This window comes from Cobetia sp. Ld8, assembly GCF_045066615.1.
GTDB lineage: Bacteria > Pseudomonadota > Gammaproteobacteria > Pseudomonadales > Halomonadaceae > Cobetia > Cobetia amphilecti.
This window is the reverse complement of record NZ_JBISHF010000008.1, coordinates 1,169,381-1,187,111: the sequence shown is the minus strand read 5'-3', so window position 1 is coordinate 1,187,111 and position 17,731 is coordinate 1,169,381. Positions and strand designations below refer to the sequence as shown.

Sequence of the window (17,731 nt, the reverse complement as noted above, 5' to 3'; positions counted from 1 at the left end):
GCATGGCCGAGACGACCCAGTCCACGGTTCAGCCCCCGGCGGGTACCGCCAGTGACATGCCGACGCGCCGCCAGCAGATCGGCTTCGTGGCCGCGGTGTTCGGCATGTTCATGGCGATTCTGGATATCCAGATCGTGTCCAGCTCGCTCAACGAGCTGCAGGCGGGCCTGGCCGCCAGTCAGGACCAGATCTCCTGGGTGCAGACCAGCTACCTGATCGCCGAGATCGTGATGATTCCGCTCTCCGGCATGCTGGCGCGCATCTTCTCGACGCGGCTGGTGCTGACCGTCTCGGCGCTGGGCTTCACGCTGGCGAGTCTGGGCTGCGCGCTCTCGACCTCGCTGGAAGCCCTGATCGTGCTGCGCGCGGTCCAGGGCTTCATGGGCGGGGCGATGATTCCGCTGACCCAGGCGGCCAGTTTCTCGATCTTCCCGCGCCGCATGATGGGCAGCATCCAGGCGGTGATCGGCCTGGTGGCCACCATGGCGCCCTCCATCGGGCCGTCCGTTGGCGGCTACATCACCGAAAACATGAGCTGGCATTGGCTGTTTCTGGTCAACCTGGTGCCGGGCATCATCGTGGCGACACTGGTGTGGCGCAATCTGGAGATCGACAGCGGCGACCGCGGTCTGCTCAGTCGTCTGGATACGCTGGGCCTGGCGCTGATGGCGGTCTTTCTCGGCAGCCTCGAATTCGTGCTCGAGGAAGGGCCCGGCGATGACTGGTTCGCCAGTTCGCTGATCCTGTTCTGGAGTGTAGTGTGCGCGGTGGCGGCAGTCGGCTTCTTCTGGCGCGTGCTGACGACCAGCAACCCCATCGTCGACCTGCGGGTGTTCAGGGACCGCAACTTTGCGCTGGGGGCGATCATCGGCTTCTGGATCGGCGTGGTGCTCTACGGGCTGGTCTATCTGGTGCCGCTGTTTCTCGGCTCGATTTCCGGCTTCTCCAGCGTGCAGATCGGGCAGGTGATGTTCGTCAGCGGCGTGGTGATGTTCCTGATGGCGCCGGTGGCGGGCAAGCTTTCCGATCGCATCGACCTGCGCCTGATGCTGTGCATCGGCCTGGTGCTGACCGGTCTCGGCACCGGCATGAACGTGCACCTGACCTCGGACTCGGGCTTCGATGACTTCTTCTGGCCGCAGGTGATCCGTGGCGCGGGTCAGATCATGGTGCTGCTGTCGGTCTCCCGGCTGGCGATGGGGCGTCTGGCGCCCCACGAGATAGGCAACGGCAGTGGCCTGTTCAACGTGATGCGCAACCTGGGCGGCGCGGTGGGGCTGGCGCTGATCGACACCATCCGCGAGCTGCGTGAGGACTATCACTGGAACCAGATGATCGGGGCCATCGACCAGAGCCGCCAGGTGGTGATCGATCAGCTGGCAAGCTATCAGTCGACCTTCGCGGGGCTGGCTGATCCGTGGCAGGCCGGTGTGCAGATGATCGCCCAGCGCATCAGCATCCAGGCCGAGGTGCTGGCCTTCGACAATATCTTCCTGTGGCTGGGCGCGGTCTATGTAGTCGGCAGCGTGGCGGCCTTCCTGTTCCGTCGTCCGCAAGACCCTGCCAGCAAGGCGGATGCCAGCGAAAGTGGCGAACAGAGCCCAGCGCACTGATGGCGCCTTGCAGGCTCCTTGATCGTACTTTGAGAAAACGCCGCATGTCGCGGATACACAAAGACCCGCCAATCGGCGGGTCTTTGTCTTTCAGGCATTGAGTATCTGTCAGTCAGCCAGCATCCAGCCAGCAGGGCGTCACCAGCCCCAGAACATCAGATACCAGATGCCCAGCGCGGGCAGGCAGGCCAGCGCGACACTCGCGGTACCGATCAGCCGTGCAGCGTTGCCGGCGAGCAGGCCGCCGTTGCGCTGCTCACCGGTAATGCGCCAGGCCAGACGCAGCCCCCACAGGCAGGCCAGTGCCAGCAGGGTGGCGCGCAGATCATTGGCCCAGGTGAGATTGATGCCATCACCGCGCAGCAGCGTCATGGTGGTGGCGGAGAGGCCGAGAAACACGCCCAGCCCGCCCAGCGGAATCAGGCTCAGCGAGAGGTGCCACAGGCGTGACAGCGTCGCCTTGCCACCCATCAGCCAGTTGCCCAGCAGCAGCGGCAGGCTGGTGAGCGCGCCCAGCAGGCCGCCACCGACCACGATCCACAGCGTGATCAGACTGCCATCGAGCAGGTTGAAGACATCGTTGTGCTCGGGGTAGTTGGTCAGAATCCAGGTCGGCAGGGTGGTGGTCAGTGGCCACATCAGGTCGTGATCGATCAGCCAGAAGGCCAGCTGCTGCTTGAGGGTGACGAACCACGGGCTGGCGCTCCAGCTGAAGGCGCCGATGGCGATGCCGAGCAGGCCGAACACCAGCACCGAGTAGTGGGTAAAGCGCACCGGCTGCGACGGCTCGACCAGCTCTACCCCCGGCGCACGCCACTCCAGCTGCATCGCGTCCTTGTAGCCGCTGCAGCGTCCGCAGACATGGCAGTCACCGGCGCTGTCGAGCTGCTTGAGCGGAATCAGCGGCGCGCAGTCAGGAGCGTGCATGCGCACGGCGTTGCCCTGACGGACAGCCTGGTTGTGGGCGTTCCAGCGGGCCTGGTCGGTACGGAAGTGGGTCGGTGACAGGCGCGCCAGCAGATTGAAGACGCCATTCACCGGACACAGCTGACGGCACCAGACGCGCGTGCCCTTGCCGTAGATCAGCCCGACGATGATCGCGGCCACCGTCGAGCCTCCCAGTACCACCAGTGCGCCCAGCGGGTACTGATAGACGCTGGCCAGCTGGCCATAGAGCGTGGTGCCGAGGAAGGCCACGAAGGGCCAGCCGCCCCAGCGCATCCAGCCGGGAATCGGGCGACCCAGGCCGATGCGGCTGGCGGCTTCGGTCAGGGTGCCTTCGGGGCAGAAGACACCGCACCACACCCGCCCCATCAGCACCATGCTGATCAGCACGAAGGGCCACCACAGCCCCCAGAACACGAACTCGGCGAACACCGTCAGGTTGGTGAGGATATGCGCCTGGTAATCCGGCAGCGGCAACAGGGCCGGCACCACCAGCAGAAAGGCATAGACGCCGACCACCAGCCATTGCACCAGCTGGATCAGACCACGCCGCTGCTGCATCGCCTGTCCGAAGCGCGCGATGCGCGTGGCCTGACGGCCAGGCGAGGTGCCGCCATCACTGGCGATGAGGTTGCTTATGTCACCGTGGGGGCTGGAGCCGCAATTGGCCATGACTATCGTTTCTCCTGACTGGCAGATCGCGTGAACAAGACTCAGCTGCGCGCGCGGGCAGTGAGCTGACGGCGCTGGTCGACGCGCTCCCTCTTGCGCTGACGCTTCATGAGGCTTGCGACGATGACCCAGTAGCCGAGGTAGCCGACCACCATCGTCGTGGCAGGCCAGGCGCGATAGCCGGCGAAGGTCGCCAGCAGGCCACCGAGGCCGCTGCCATCATCGAGCAGCCAGCTGGAATCCCACAGCGGGTCGAGGACTGCCGGCAGATAGCCGAGGCCGATCAGCTGCTCGAGGCCCGACATCAGCAGTGACGCCGCCAGCAGCAACAGCAGGATTTCGGTCACGCGGAAGAACAGCTTCCACGAGAACAGGCGTGAACCGAGTTGCAGCGCCATGAAGGTCGCCACCGCGAGGGCGAAGCCGAGGCCTGCGGCCAGCGCGAAGCTGGCGATGCCGCCGGACTGCAGGCTGGCGGCGCCCATGCCGTAGAGGAAGACGACGGTTTCCGCGCCTTCACGCGCCACGGCGATGGCGACCAGCGTCGCCACGCCCCAGTAGCTGCCGGAGGAGACGGCGCTGGCCAGGCCGCTCTCGAGTTCTGCCTTGAGCGTGCGGCCCTTGGTGCGCATCCACAGCACCATCTGGGTGATCAACAGGCAGGCGGTCAGCACCAGTACGGCCTGGAAGACCTCCTGCGCGGTGCCGGTCAGCCAGGTGTTGGCGCCCATCAGCGCCGCTCCCATCAGGCTGGCCAGCACCAGACCGGCGACGACCCCACCCCACAGGTAACGCAGGCCCGCGCGGGTGCCGGACTGCACCAGCCAGGCGTGCATGATGCCGATGACGAGAATGGCTTCGACGCTTTCACGCCAGACGATAAACAGGATCTGATCAAACATGCGGACTCTCTTCTACTGACGTTCGGTGCGCGCCATCGATGACGAAAAAGGCGTCATTGGCACAGGGTGGCCGAGCTTATTCGGCGACGACCTTGCCACGCGCGTCCGGCAGGTGGAAATCATCGAAGAAGTCATAGCTGCCCTCGCGCAGCGGATGGATGACGACGAACGACTTCACGCCCGGTGCCAGCACCTTCTCCTTGCGCAGGGAGTTGCTCTCGAATTCGGCCGGCGTATTGCCCGCGTTGTGCAGCTGGATGACGAATTTCTCACCGGCCTTCACCTCAAGGACCTCAGGGATGAGCTTGCCGTTGTCGAGGGTCAGGTCGTAGGACGGCATGTCGCTGGCGGCCGCCGGCCGAGGCAGCAGGGCTGCGACCAGCAGGGCGACGAGCAACATGACGAGCGCGGGCAGCAAGGCGCTTGCTCGACGGGGCAAGTGACAGGGCAGGCGAGAGGGCAAGAGGGAGGGCAAGAAAGAGGTCAGGCGCATGGGACACTCCGGACGATGAGGGAAAGCGCACACTGACACCAGCACAAGGCGCTGGTGGTAGAGCGACCAATGGCCGCGAGTGCAGGTCAGCACAGGCGGCCATCGAAGGAGCAAGCGGCAATGGCCGCCTCACGGGATGCAGACATTCAGGGGCATGCAGCAAGGGCAGAGCGGCGCTCAGTAGCCGCCTTTCTTGCCGACGCCGGCATAGACGAAGTCGTAGTCGGTGGTGATGGTCTGCGGCCACTCGGCGACGCCGGTTTCCTTGTCGATATGACGCGGCATGTCCGGATGCTGGATCTCGAAGGTCAGGTGGTACTTGCCCGGGCCATCCAGCTTGACGTTCTTGCCGTAGTGGGTGCCGTCATTGGCGATCATCGGTACCAGCTCGCCTTCGATCGGCGCCTCGCCACCCTGCCTGGTCAGGGTGTAGTGAATGCCGAGATAGGGAATCCAGTCGCCCGGCGCGAAGCCGTTGTCGTTTTCCATCAGCGCGTGGATATCGGCTTCCAGGTGAATATCGGCCTGATTGGCCGGCAGCTTGCCGGCCGGGGCCATCACCACCGGCTGCAGGTAGACCGCAGCGATTTCCATGCCGCCTTCCTTGACCGGCGTGCCGATCGGGTATTCCAGTGCCGAGGCCTGACCCGCCACGAATGTTGCCGCCAGGCTCAGGGCGAGCAGGCAAGGCTTGAGCGCGCGGGGCAGAGCAGTGGTGAGGGAGTGACGCTGTGGCATCGGGGGGACTCGCAATGATGGGAAGTGGAGCTTCATTATCCCGATAAGCCTAAATATAACCATTCTCATCCCTGCGCCGCTTGCGTTGCCCATCTTGCAACGGGGCGTTGTATGAGCATGAGCTTCTTCTCAAGTAAGCACGAGATTCTTCTCAAGTAACAGGGGCGGGTGGCAGGCCTGCGGCAGCGCCGAGCAGGTCGCGGTTTTCTTGCAACGGTCTCACAACTACCCCGCGGCTACCTCACGACTGCCTCACGTCTTTCTCGCGCCATCTGGTCTGCTCATCTGGTCTGCTCATCTGGTCTGGCGCGCTGCCATGCGGCATGCTGCGCGACATGACGACTCCTCCTTCAGATTCTCCTTCTCGCAGTGATCTGCCCGCCCTCGAGGCGTGGTGCCGAACGCTGCATCAACATCTGCTCGCGCGGCGTCAGCGTGCCTGCCTGTGGATCAGCGGCGATGACCCCACTGGCGCCGCGCAGGCGATCTGCGAGCGGTGGCCAGCGCCTGAGCCTGCCCCACTGTGGCTGGGCACAGGTGAAGCCTTGTCGACATCGGGCGCGACGCCCGTGCGTACGCTGGCGATGGCCAAGGCCGCCACCCAGCTGGGCGGTGAGCAGTCACTGGTCATCTTCGATGCGGCGCAGCCGGCGGCTGGTTTCGACCCCGATGCCTTCGGCGCCGTGGCCGGCACCCTGAAGGCGGGGGGGCTGTTGGTGCTGATGACGCCTGCCGCCTGGGCCGCGGCAGACCCTGCGCCAGTGCCGGATGGCGATCACGCGCGTCTGGCTCACTGGCCCTTCGAGCGTCAGCAGCTGACGGCACGCTATCTGGCGCGGCTGGCGCGGCGCCTCTCAGCCCATGCCAGTGTGCTGCACTGGCCACAGGGTGGACACTTGCCTGCGCCGTCGCTGGATAGCGGCAATCAGGCGGCGCGAGCAGACGCCATCGCCGATAGTGACTGCCTGACGCAGGACCAGGCCGCCAGCGTGGCTGCGCTGGAGGCTCTGGCACCTGCGCGACCCGTGGTGATCAGTGCCGATCGCGGGCGTGGCAAGAGTGGTGCGCTGGGCATCGCGGCGGCGCGCTGTCTGGCAGAGGGGCAGGATGTCTGGCTGACGGCACCACGCCCTGCGGCGGTCAGTGCGATCTTCGCGCGCCTGGCGGCCCTGCTGCCCCGGGGGCAGCGCGAGGGCAATGTCTTTCGCTTGCCGGCTGGGCAGGCGGATGACGATATGGCTTCCGGCAGCGAGCTGCGTTTTCTGGCGCCGGATGCCATCGAGGCGGCTCGCCTCGCCTGTCACGATGAGGTGCTGCCACGGCTGTTCGTCGATGAGGCCGCCGCCATCCCCACGCCATTGCTGAAAGGCTATCTGGCGCATTTTCCGCGCATCGCCTTCGCCACCACCGTGCATGGCTATGAAGGCACCGGGCGCGGCTTCCAGCTGCGGTTTCGCCATCATCTCGAGCGCCAGTGTCCCGGCTGGCAGGCGCTGGAGATGACGACGCCCGTGCGCTGGGCGCCCGGCGATCCGCTGGAGGCGTTGACCGATGACCTGCTGCTGCTCTCGGCGCAGCCGCTTGAGCTGCCTGAGCCATGCGCGAAGAATGCTCAGCAGTGGCTGGAGGGCTGCGACATTGTCGTACTGGAGCGTGATGCATTGGCACGTGATGAGGCGGCGTTGCGGCAGCTGTTCGGCCTGCTGGTGCAGGCGCATTACCGCACCACACCGGCGGACCTGCGCCAGCTACTCGACACGCCGGGGCTCACGCTGATGGCGATTCGTCAGCGCGACGTCACGACAGGGCGTGATGCCTGGCTGGGGGTGGTGGCCGCCGTCGAGGAGGGCGGCTTCCCGACGCCCCTGGCGCATGACATCTGGTGCGGCAAGCGGCGGCCGCGCGGGCACCTGCTGGCACAGTCGCTGGCGGCGCATGCAGGCCACCAGGGCGCCGCCGAGGCCCGCTGGTGGCGGGTGCTGCGCATCGCGGTGCATCCCGCGCTGTGGCGGCGTGGTCAGGGCGCGCGCTTGCTCAAGGCGCTCGAGCAGCAGGCGCTGGCGGCAGGCGTCAGGCGGCTCGGCACCAGCTTCGGGGCCGAGGCCGATCTGGTCGCCTTCTGGCTGGCGCAGGGCTTCGTGCCGCTGCGCATGGGCCTCAAGCGCGATGCCGCCAGTGGCGAGCACGCGGTGATGATGGGCAAGGCCATCGGCGAGAGCGGGAGTGGTGAATCTGCGCCGTGCGGGCAATTGGCGCAGGATGCCTTGCTCGGCGCACTGCAGCAGGACTTCCAGCGCCTGCTGCCCAGCCTGCTCGCGCATGAGCTGCACGGCTTGCCGCCCGTCTTGGCCGACAGGCTGAGGCAGCGGGGAAGTGAGAATGATCTGGCCACGCTGACGTCAGCCGCATGCGCGCAGCGACTGGACTGGTATCGCCGTGGTGGCGGGGGGCTGGCGCTGGTGCGGCCGTGGCTCGAGACAGCACTCGAGGCCTGTGAGCCTGCACGACTCGATGAGGCGTCGCGTCACGGATTGGTGCTGGCGCTGGGCGGACAGGATGCGCCTGCCTTCGTCAGCTGGGCCGAGGGGCAGGGCATCGTGGGCCGCAAGGCGCGCGATCGCTGGTGCCGAGCGGCCGCCGGGCGTCTGATCGAACAGAGCGAATGACAAGGCCGTCTGACATGAGCATCAAATAAGCTCAGAGCGGCCGGTCGCGGCTCAGAGGCCCGGAATGCCGATCGGGCCGGGCATGTCAGGAATCGGCGAGCAGCCACTCAGCATCAGCAGGCCGGCAGTGGCGGAGATGGCGGTCAGCAGCAGTAGTCGACGAGGCATAAGGGCTCCGATGAGGGGGAGGAATGGTATGCAGCTGTCAGCAGGGTCGTGATTGTCATCCTTGCATATTCGAAGTCACTGATCGATAGGTGTCGACAACCACTAGCCACGCCCGTCCGCTGTTCCGTATGCTCATTGATGACAAGAACAGGAATCTTCGCCATGAATGAGCATATCGATACGTTGGACCCCGCCATCCTCTGGCGTCATTTCCGCACTCTGTGCAATATCCCGCGCCCGTCCGGGCATGAAGCCGCGCTGGTGGCCTATCTGATCGACTGGGCCGAAGCGCGTGGTCTCGCCCATGATCGCGACGCTTTCGGCAACCTGCGTCTGCGCAAGCCCGCCACACCCGGCCACGAGAGCGCAGCGGGCATCGTGCTGCAGGGCCATCTCGACATGGTCGCCCAGGCGGCCAGCGACAGTGATCACGATTTCACGCGTGATTCCCTCGACACCTACTTGGAAGACGGCTGGCTCAAGGCGCGCGGCACCACTCTGGGGGCCGACAACGGTCTCGGCGTCGCGGCGGCGCTGGCCGTTCTCGAGGACGACAGCCTCGTGCACGGTCCGCTGGAAGCGCTGTTCACCCTCGAGGAGGAAACCTCGATGGGTGGCGCGCTGAATCTGGCCGAGAACTGGCTGGAAGGGCGCTACCTGCTCAACCTGGATTCGGAAGACCGCGGACAGGTCTATATCGGCTGTGCCGGTGGCGCGGACATCAATGTCGCCCACGAGTTTGCCACCTCGTCCCTGAAGGATGCCGAAGCGGAGCTGGAGCTGACCATCGGTGGTCTGGTCGGCGGCCATTCCGGGCTCGATATCCACCGTGGGCGCGGCAATGCCAATCGCCTGATGTCACGCGCGCTGGTCGCGCTGGCCGAGTTCAAGCCGCGTCTGGTCAGCTGGTCTGGCGGTACGCTGCGCAACGCCCTGCCGCGTGAGGCCACGGTCGGCGTGGTGATCTATGACGAGCGCGTCGCCGCCGCGCGCCAGCGCCTCGCGGACTTCGAGGCCCAGATTCGCGATGAGCTGCGCGAGACGGACCCGGATGTCTCGCTCAGCGTGACCCGCGGCAACGCCGAGAATGCGCTGTCCGTCGAGGACACCCAGCGGCTGGTCGCGGTGCTGGATGCAGCGCCCTACGGGGTCGAGCGCATGAGCGCGGCGGTGGAAGGCGTGGTGGAAACCTCCAACAACCTCGGCGTGGTGCAGCTGCGCGAGGGGCGCTTCCATCTCTGCGCGCTGGTGCGTTCGCTGCGCGATGATGCCGTGACCATGATGGAGCAACGCATTCGTGGGCTCTTTGCGCTGATCGGCGCGACCACCGTGGCCGAGAATGCCTATCCGGGCTGGCAGCCGGCGCCGGATGCGCAGCTGCTGGCTCGCTTCTGCAGCCTGCACGAGCGCGTCACCGGCCGTGCGCCGGAGATCAAGGTCATCCATGCCGGACTCGAGTGCGGCATCCTGGGGGCCAAGTATCCCCAGCTCGAGATGATTTCCTTCGGGCCGCTGATTCGCGGCGCCCACTCGCCCAGCGAGCGGGTCGAGGTCGAGTCGGTCGGTGAATTCTGGCAGGTGCTCAAGGGCCTGATCACCGAACTCGCCGAGCCTGCCAAGGCCGCTTGATCAACTCTCAGGCAAGACTCGTCACGTAGACGAACGACGCCCCCGCAGGTCAGCCTGCGGGGGCGTCGTCATCTCTGGGCATCAGGCGCTGGCGTGGCCTGATGAGAGTGCGCAAGCTCAGTTGATATTGATGCGGATCGCCGGAATGCCGATGCTCACGCCGTTATGGTAGCGGCGTATGCCATGCCGACCGGAGTCATGGTTCCGGTAGTAGTACGGGCGGTAGCGGTCGTGCTCAAGACGCCCATGCTGATGGTAGCGGCGCTTGGGGACATGGCGGCGGATGTCATGACGAGAATGCTGGCGCGAGTGATGGCGCTCCACGCGCGGCTCGTCGAACATCCTGAGATGGCGGCGCTTGATCGCCTCGTGGCGACTCTGCGGCGTGCTGTGGCGCTCGCTGTGCTGGCCCTGCGCGCGATGGCGATCATCCGCGGCGACCAGCGTCGGCGTGGCGAGCATCAGCGTCAGTCCCAGCAGCAGGGAAGGCAGCAGAGACGTAAGGGCTGTGTTCAAGGTAGAGATATGCATGGGGCGGTCTCCCGTATGGTCGGTCAGTCACCCAAGAGGATCCTTGTCGTCAGAATATCGTGTCGCAGCGCCTTTTACGAAAGGCGTTCGCTAATGTCTCCGTGCGTCGCTCGGTGTGTTGTTGTGGAGCTTAGTTGTCCAGATTGCGTTGCCTGTAGTGTAAGTGGTTGCTCGCAATGAGGTTCTGGGATGCACGGCTGCAGAGTGGCCAACGATCCTCGGCCAAGAGGGGTTCAGCCAGTGCTGCGAGGACACTTCACTTCTGCCGCCAAGGCACCGGATTGCGCCCTTGAGACAACGAAAACGCCCCTGCCGAAGTGGCAGGGGCGTCTGTCTGTTCAAGCTTCAGAGCTTGCGGCTGTCTAGCTTGCGGCTCTCTGGCTTGCGGCCTCAGGCGTGCTGATGCTGGTGCTTGCCTTCGGCCAGTTCCTCGAGCAGCTTGGCGTTGAACGCATCGAGATCTGCTGGCTTGCGGCTGGTGACCAGCGCGCTGTCACACACCACTTCGCTGTCCTGCCACTCGGCGCCGGCGTTCTTCAGGTCCTGAGCGACGGAGGGGAAGGAGGTCATCTGACGGCCTTCGACGACGCCGGCATCGATCAGGATCCATGGCGCGTGACAGATGGCGGCGACCGGCTTGTGGGCCTGGAAGAAGCTGCGCACGAAGCTCAGTGCGCTCTCGTCCTGACGCAGGGTGTCCGGATTGAACAGGCCACCCGGTAGCACCAGGCCGTGATAATCATGTTCGCTGGCATCGCTGAGCGGGGTGTCGACCTGATACTTCTCGCCCCAGTCGGTTTCGGCCCAGGCACGAATGCCGTCTTTCTCCGGCGAGACGATGTCTACCTCGACGCCCGCCTCCTGCAGTGCGGCGCGCGGCACCGCGAGCTCGGATTCCTCGAAGCCATGGGTCGCGAGAATGGCCACGCGCTTACCTTGCAGTTGTTGACGTGTCTGCTGATCGGTCTGCTGTGTCATGCGAATCTCCTTTCCGTGCTTCGGCTCTTGCGAGCGTGCTGGGCAGAGAGGGGGAGAATTCTGCTCTCGGCGTACGTCACTCACCGCAGTGAGCACTGCACGCTGATGGCAGGCAATTCCCGTCCTTTCGTGCCCTGACACTCAAGACATGGATGCGCGATACTGACTTTCAAGGGGGGCAACCCCGCTGCGTTTTCACAGGCCATGGAGTGCCCGATGTCGCTGCTTTCTGAATCTTCCGCCGTGATGTGGTTGCTGGTCGGCGTGCTGTTGATGCTGTCGTTGGCCCTGGGGCTGGGCTGGCGGCGAACCCGCGAGCAGCTCCATGCGCTGCAGGAAAGCAGTGAGGAGGAGCAACAGTCGATGCAGCAGACGTGGCAGGCCTCGCTGGACGAGTCGCGTGAGCGCCAGCAACAGGTCGAGCAGCGGGCGGCCCTGATTGAGCAACGTGCCGCGCTGGACGGGCAGCAGGCGGAGCAGCAGCAACGCTATCTGAGCCAGTCGCTGGAGGAGGCGCGCCAGGCGCGTGATGCCCTGACGGAGCAGCTCGCCACGCTGCGCGAATCGCTGCAGGGGCGCCTGGATGAACAGTCACGCGCCCTGAGTGAACAGCAGACGCTGGCGCGCAGCCTGACCCGCCAGCAGGAAGTGCTGGAGGCGCAGCTGCTGGAGCGTGAAGAGCGTCTCGAGACACTGAGCGAGCGCTACGCCGAGCTGCGCGAGACCCATGCCTCGCTGGTGACGCGCCAGCGTCAGGAGGCCAGCCATCACGAGCAGCAGCTGGCGTTGCTCAACGATTCGCGCGAGCGCCTGAGTCAGGAATTCGAGCAGCTGGCGGGCAAGGTGTTCGAGGAGCGTCAGCAGCGCTTCACCGCCGCCAGTGGTGCCCAGCTCGAACAGCTGCTCAAGCCGTTTCGTGAACAGGTTGGCGACTTCCGTCAGCGCCTCGAGCAGCTGCATGGCGAGGAGGTGCGTGAGCGCACCAGTCTCAAGAGTCAGCTCGACCAGCTGGCGGGCCTCAATCGCCAGATCACCGAGGAGGCGGCCAACCTGTCGCGGGCGCTCAAGGGCGACAGCAAGATGCAGGGCAACTGGGGCGAGATGATTCTGGAGACCGTGCTGGAGCGCTCCGGTCTGCGTGATGGCATCGAATTCAAGCGCGAGGTGTCGTTCACCGGTGAGGGCGGACGCCAGCGTCCGGATGCCATCGTCTACCTGCCGGACAACAAGCATCTGATCATCGATGCCAAGGTTTCGCTGACCGCCTACACCGAGTACGTCAATGCCGAGGACGACGTGACGCGCGCCCGCGCGCTGCGCGCGCATCTGACCTCGGTGCGCGGCCATGTCACCGGGCTGGCGCGGCGCAACTATCCCGCCATCGAGGGGCTGGGCTCACCGGACTTCGTGTTCCTGTTTCTGCCGATGGAGCCGGCCTTCGCGCTGGCCTTCGAACACGATGACAGCCTGTTCCAGGACGCCTTCACCCAGGGCGTGGTGATGGTGACGCCGACCACCTTGCTGGCTAGCCTGCGCACCGTGGCGAGCCTGTGGAGTCTGGAGCGCCAGAACGACAATGCGCGCGTGATCGGGGAGCGCGCGGGAGCGCTGCTCGACAAGTTCCGCGGCCTCGCAGAATCCCTCGAGGAGCTGGGCACTCAGCTGGGGCGCACGCGCGAGGCGCATGATACCGCCATGAAGCGGCTGGCCAGCGGGCGCGGCAATCTGATCAGCCGTGCCGAGGAGCTGCTGGAACTCGGCGCGCGCATGAAGAAGCCACTGCCGGAAGCGCTGGTGCGCCAGTCGCGCGACACCCTGCATCAACCCGAGCAGGCGCTGGATCAGCCGCCGACATCCGCGCCGTCGACGCTTGATCGCCAGCCCGCGCCCGAACAGCCTGCCAGTGAAGAAGCGGCATCCAGAGAAGGCCAGGATGTCACCGGAGCGCCGGGCGCCGAAGCCTCGGGTGCTGAAGTACCGGATGCCGAGGCACCGGGTGCCGAAGCACTGGACACAGAGACACTGGACACCGAGGCAGGGCAGGCGCCTGCGTCGCTCTCGCGCTGGGAGCTCATGGAGCGCAAGTGGCAGGGCGATAGCTGATCGCCCTCATCGCCTGCAGCACTGCAGGCAGCCGTTGCGACTGACGTTACAACAGGCGTTGCGACATGCCCTCAGACAGCAGATGACAGTCGACGCCAGCGGCCCCTATATGGGGTCGCTGGCGTTTGCATGGCGAGGTCAACGCAAGCGCGGGGTATCGTTTCCGCATGCGATGAGGGGAGTGCGGTCAGCGCGATATTGTCGAGTCGCGGCAAGAATTTCGATTTTTCTGCATCCATCTTCCCAAGCCCCCCGTAAGTTGGATTGAGCCCGCAGCGCAGGGGCGAAAGTGATAAATAAATAACGTTTGGCTCATTAAAGAGCATTTTCTCAGGAGATGTGCCCATGTCTACCAAGACGAACAAGTCCGCCAAGACCGCTTTTGCCCTGGCCTCCGCACTCGGAACCGCTGTCGCTCTGTCTACCGCTGTCGTCTCCCTCCCGGCCCACGCGGCGGGCATGGAAAAGTGCTACGGCGTGTCGCTGGCCGGTGAGAATGACTGCGCCGCCGGCCCGGGCACTTCGTGTGCCGGGACTTCCACCGTCGATTATCAGGGCAATGCCTGGAAGCTGGTTCCGGAAGGCACCTGCACCTCCATCGAGACGCCGAATGGCACCGGCAGCCTGGAAGAGATCAAGTAAGCATCACGCCTCGGGGCTGGCTCGGGCTTTCCCGAGCATCCCCCCGAACTTGACGTCCGGTGGCCTGGCGCCACGCCGCCACCGGACGCTCGCCGCCTCGAGAGGTCTTCATGCACCAGCCATTCCCTTCCTCCGGCAGTCCGGATTTCGGTACGGCCTATCCGTCCCTCGACGAGATGGCCGTCGGTATCAGCCTCAAGGCGCAGCATGTGCGTGAGCTGATGTCGTCGCGCCCGGCGCTGGGGTTTCTCGAGATTCATGCCGAGAACTACATGGGCGCCGGCGGGGCCCCCCATGCCCGGCTGGATGCGCTGCAGGAGTACCCGCTCTCGATTCATGGTGTCGGCCTGTCGCTGGCATCGGAGCGCCCGCTGGATGCCACGCATCTGGCGCGCCTCAGAACGCTCTGCGAGCGTCACCCGCCCACCAGCGTGTCAGAGCACCTGGCCTGGGCCGGCCATAGCGGCCACTTCTACAACGACCTGCTGCCGGTACCGCTGACGGACGCGATGCTGGCACGGGTCAGCGATAACCTGATGCAGTTGCAGGACACCCTGGGCCGTCAGGTATTGATCGAGAATCCCGCCCACTATCTGCGTTTCGATGCGCGCGAGCTGGGAGCGGAACTGATTCCCGAGACGCATTTCCTCACTCGTCTGGTCGAGCGCAGTGGCTGCGGTCTGTTGATCGACGTCAACAATGTCTTCGTCTCGGCGCACAACATCGGGATCGATCCCGCGGCCTGGCTGGAATCCATTCCGGGCCACGCCGTCGGGGAGATCCATCTGGCGGGGCATGGCGAGGACACGCGTGAAGGTCTGTTGATCGACAATCATGGCGCGCCGGTCTGTGATGAGGTCTGGGCGCTGTATGCCGACTTCATCAATCGCATCGGGCCGCGTCCGACGCTGATTGAATGGGATACCCAGGTACCGGCGCTGGAGGTCTTGCTGGGGCAGACCACGCGCGCTCAGGCGTTGCTGCACAGCACACGGGCGCAGCAGCTGACGCGCTCCGGCATGGAGGGCGACCGATGACCTCTCTCGAGCGGCATGCCAGCGCTGAGCGCCAGCCCGACTGGCAGCGCGCCTTCATCGAGGCACTCACTAAGCCCGATGCCGCGCTGCCCGGTATCGAGGCAGGCCATCAGCAGCGCCTCGATGTCTATCGCAACAATGTCTGGGCCAGCCTGATCAGTGCGCTGGAAGAGGCCTATCCGGTGACTCGACAGGTGGTGGGCGAGCGCTTCTTTGCGGCTCTGGCCCATGATCATTCCCGCCAGCATCTGCCGCGCTCACCGCTGATGATGGAGTACGGGGCCGGGCTTGCCGAGACTCTGCACACGACCCTGACCACGTTGGTCGAGACGCGTCAGGTGTCGGCCGCTCAGCTGCCGTTCTATGCGGTGGACCTGGCACGCTTCGAGGCCGCTCGTCTGGTGGCCTATCACGCGGCGGACGCCGAAACCCTGGTGCCGACCCAGCTGGCGGGGTTGCCGCCTGAGGCGGTGATGGAGCTCAGGTTCTCGGCGCACCCCGCGGCTTGTCTGCTGCGCCTGGAGCATGCGGTGCTCGAGATCTGGCAGCGCCACCAGCATGCCGGCGCGACGCTTGAAGGGCTGGCTATCGCGCGGCCGGAGCGGGTGTTGATCACGCGCCCGGCGCTGGAGGTGCAGGTGACGGTGCTGTGCGAGGCCGCTGCCTTGCTGCTCGAACTGCTGCTGGCGGGGGAGACGCTGGCGGACGCGGCAGCGCGGCTCGCGGACGAGCACCCCGAGCAGGCGCTGGGGCCGCTGCTGGCCCCCCTGCTGGCAAGTGGTGTGTTCCTGGCGCTGGATTAGTCGCGCATCAAGCAGGTCATTACAAGCCAATCATTCCCCTTTTTAGCGCCCTGGCGCACCCTTGAGGAGGCCTCATCATGAGCCTTGAATCATCAACGACGCCTGCGGTTCGTGCCGGTGTGGCGGGGCAGGTCCTGAAAGTGTTCGTCTGGCTGGAAAACCTGCGCATGGATGCGCTGTTGATCCTGATGCGCATCATCGTCGGCGCGGTATTCTTCATGTCGGCGCAGACCAAGGTCGACGGCTTCACGATCAAGGACAGCACCTTCTTTCTGTTCGAGTATGAATATGGCCTGCCGCTGGTGTCGCCAGTGTTGGCCGCCTACCTGGCGACCATTGCCGAGCACCTCTTCCCGCTGATGCTGTGGCTGGGGCTGGGGACGCGCTTCGCGGCACTGGGGCTGGCCGTCATGACACTGACCATCCAGCTGTTCGTCTATCCCCACGCCTGGGTCACTCATGGTCTGTGGTTGTCCAGCCTGCTGGTGCTGGTATTGCAGGGCCCGGGACGCCTGTCGCTCGATCAGCTGATTCGCTCACGCATCGCCTGAGGCCGTCATTCGGCAGAGTCGTTCGGTGAGGCTCATATCAGTCGCGCACAACGCAAGACGGAGACCCTGGGGTCTCCGTCTTGCGTTGTAGTACCGCGATAGTGCCGCTATCTATCCGCTGGCTATCGAGGCGCTCAGGCCGGCTCGTCGGCGAGTTGATGCTCGATCTCGGCACGTACCATCTCGACGCTGGCGGCATCGATGTAGCCGTTGGCATGCGCGTGGTGCGCCATGTCGAGGCTATCGGTGCTCAACAGCATCACGCAGCCGAGGGCAGCCAGCTCCTCGCCGAGCTGGTCCAGCTCGGCCTTGCGCGAGTCCGAATCGCCTATCTGGCGAATGTAGATCGCGCAGATGCGACCGGGATAGCGGCGCACGACCTCGGCGTAGACTTCCGGGTCATGCTGGCCGCTGTCGCCGATGAGCAGGAACTGCATCTCGTCATACAGGCCGAGCATCTTCTCGATCAGCGCCTGCTTGTGGTCTTCGGAGCGTCTGGGCAGCGGGCGTTGCAGCGTCAGCCCCCACTCGCGCAGGAACAGGATCGGCCCGACCGGGATGCGGTTGTGCTGGAAGAAGACCTCCAGCATCTCGTAGATGCTCCACGGACCACGCGACACATAGAGCAGCGGGCGCTGCTGCTGGCCGTCATCACCCTCATGGAGTGCTTGATAGAGGGCGGCCACGCCGGGGAAGGCGGTGCGGCGCTCGGCGGACTCGATGAACAGGCGGTAAAGCATCTTGAGCTTGTTGGCGACACCGGTGTACATCACGGTGTCGTCGATATCGCTGATCACCCCGAGGCGTGTGCTGATGGGCGGCAGATAGACCTGCGCCTCGCCCTCCACCGGGGGCTGCTTCGGCGGACACGCGGTGATGCGGGCGGTATGCCACTGGCCCTGGTGCTCCAGCGGCTCATCGAGCGGAAGATGCACGCTGAAGTAGCCATCGCGGTCGGTGATGGCGGTGGTGCGGTTGTCCCCCAGCGCGACCTCTACCTCGACGCCGCTCTTGCCCCAGCGCAGCATGCGGCGACCGACATCCATCAGGTCGCGCCCGGCGCCGGGGGCCAGCTGACTGCGTGAGCCGGGCTGGCGGAAGATGCGCCCCATCAGAAAGGCTTCGCTGTGCGAGCCGTAGCCACGATAGGCGTGAATGACGTAGCCATCCTTGCCCTGGGCGTGGCGCATGGGCTTGGCAGCCACATGCAGCAGCTTGCGTAGCAGACGTGTCAGCGGCAGTGACATGCAACCCTCCTGG

General features: G+C 65.4%; 15 protein-coding genes. 8 read left to right on the top strand and 7 right to left on the bottom strand.

Annotated features, from left to right (window positions below; all coding sequences use genetic code 11):
- Window positions 1-2 precede the first annotated feature (2 nt).
- Window positions 3-1,613, top strand: coding sequence for a DHA2 family efflux MFS transporter permease subunit (locus tag ACJJV2_RS15915; protein ID WP_405282159.1), 1,611 nt, complete (start codon window positions 3-5; stop codon window positions 1,611-1,613).
- 138 nt (window positions 1,614-1,751) lie between these two features.
- Here the strand turns inward: ACJJV2_RS15915 and ACJJV2_RS15910 are convergent, their stop codons facing one another.
- The 4 genes from ACJJV2_RS15910 to ACJJV2_RS15895 form a co-directional block, all read right to left on the bottom strand.
- On the bottom strand, window positions 1,752-3,230 hold the full coding sequence (locus ACJJV2_RS15910; protein WP_405282157.1) for a 4Fe-4S binding protein: 1,479 nt from the start codon (window positions 3,228-3,230) through the stop codon (window positions 1,752-1,754).
- 41 nt (window positions 3,231-3,271) lie between these two features.
- Window positions 3,272-4,132 (bottom strand): FTR1 family protein, encoded by an 861-nt coding sequence (locus ACJJV2_RS15905; RefSeq protein ID WP_405282156.1) that lies wholly within the window; start codon window positions 4,130-4,132, stop codon window positions 3,272-3,274.
- A gap of 76 nt (window positions 4,133-4,208) precedes the next feature.
- Window positions 4,209-4,625, bottom strand: a complete 417-nt coding sequence (locus ACJJV2_RS15900; protein WP_405282154.1) for a cupredoxin domain-containing protein — start codon at window positions 4,623-4,625, stop codon at window positions 4,209-4,211.
- Between the two features lie 177 nt (window positions 4,626-4,802).
- Complete coding sequence (locus ACJJV2_RS15895) at window positions 4,803-5,363, bottom strand: iron transporter (RefSeq protein ID WP_054555234.1); 561 nt, start codon at window positions 5,361-5,363, stop codon at window positions 4,803-4,805.
- A 335-nt stretch (window positions 5,364-5,698) separates the two neighbouring features.
- Here ACJJV2_RS15895 and ACJJV2_RS15890 point away from each other — a divergent pair, with 335 nt between their 5' ends.
- On the top strand, window positions 5,699-8,029 hold the full coding sequence (locus ACJJV2_RS15890; protein WP_405282152.1) for a tRNA(Met) cytidine acetyltransferase TmcA: 2,331 nt from the start codon (window positions 5,699-5,701) through the stop codon (window positions 8,027-8,029).
- 330 nt (window positions 8,030-8,359) lie between these two features.
- Window positions 8,360-9,826 (top strand): aminoacyl-histidine dipeptidase, encoded by a 1,467-nt coding sequence (locus tag ACJJV2_RS15885; RefSeq protein ID WP_303594636.1) that lies wholly within the window; start codon window positions 8,360-8,362, stop codon window positions 9,824-9,826.
- Window positions 9,827-9,943: 117 nt separating this feature from the next.
- On the opposite strand, the gene ACJJV2_RS15880 is transcribed toward ACJJV2_RS15885, so the two are convergent.
- A complete protein-coding gene (locus ACJJV2_RS15880; RefSeq protein WP_405282150.1) occupies window positions 9,944-10,357 on the bottom strand; it encodes a hypothetical protein in 414 nt (137 codons plus the stop codon).
- A 390-nt stretch (window positions 10,358-10,747) separates the two neighbouring features.
- Window positions 10,748-11,335: a type 1 glutamine amidotransferase domain-containing protein gene (locus ACJJV2_RS15875; RefSeq protein ID WP_043333235.1), complete on the bottom strand. Its 588-nt coding sequence runs from the start codon at window positions 11,333-11,335 to the stop codon at window positions 10,748-10,750.
- 216 nt (window positions 11,336-11,551) lie between these two features.
- Here ACJJV2_RS15875 and rmuC point away from each other — a divergent pair, with 216 nt between their 5' ends.
- The 5 genes from rmuC (at window position 11,552) to ACJJV2_RS15850 (ending at window position 16,471) form a co-directional block, all read left to right on the top strand.
- The gene (gene rmuC / locus ACJJV2_RS15870; protein WP_405282149.1) at window positions 11,552-13,438 is read left to right on the top strand and encodes a DNA recombination protein RmuC; all 1,887 of its coding nucleotides are present in this window, start codon (window positions 11,552-11,554) and stop codon (window positions 13,436-13,438) included.
- Window positions 13,439-13,783: 345 nt separating this feature from the next.
- Window positions 13,784-14,080 (top strand): DUF2282 domain-containing protein, encoded by a 297-nt coding sequence (locus tag ACJJV2_RS15865; protein ID WP_043333233.1) that lies wholly within the window; start codon window positions 13,784-13,786, stop codon window positions 14,078-14,080.
- A gap of 110 nt (window positions 14,081-14,190) precedes the next feature.
- Window positions 14,191-15,117, top strand: coding sequence for a DUF692 family multinuclear iron-containing protein (locus ACJJV2_RS15860; RefSeq protein WP_405282148.1), 927 nt, complete (start codon window positions 14,191-14,193; stop codon window positions 15,115-15,117).
- Window positions 15,114-15,920 carry a putative DNA-binding domain-containing protein gene (locus tag ACJJV2_RS15855; protein WP_405282146.1) on the top strand — a complete coding sequence of 269 codons (807 nt, stop codon included), beginning with the start codon at window positions 15,114-15,116 and terminating at the stop codon, window positions 15,918-15,920. The genes ACJJV2_RS15860 and ACJJV2_RS15855 overlap by 4 nt, the downstream gene beginning before the upstream one ends.
- 77 nt (window positions 15,921-15,997) lie before the next feature.
- Window positions 15,998-16,471 (top strand): DoxX family protein, encoded by a 474-nt coding sequence (locus ACJJV2_RS15850; protein WP_405282145.1) that lies wholly within the window; start codon window positions 15,998-16,000, stop codon window positions 16,469-16,471.
- Between the two features lie 134 nt (window positions 16,472-16,605).
- On the opposite strand, the gene ACJJV2_RS15845 is transcribed toward ACJJV2_RS15850, so the two are convergent.
- Window positions 16,606-17,718: an App1 family protein gene (locus ACJJV2_RS15845; protein ID WP_192838676.1), complete on the bottom strand. Its 1,113-nt coding sequence runs from the start codon at window positions 17,716-17,718 to the stop codon at window positions 16,606-16,608.
- Between the last annotated feature and the right edge of the window lie 13 nt (window positions 17,719-17,731).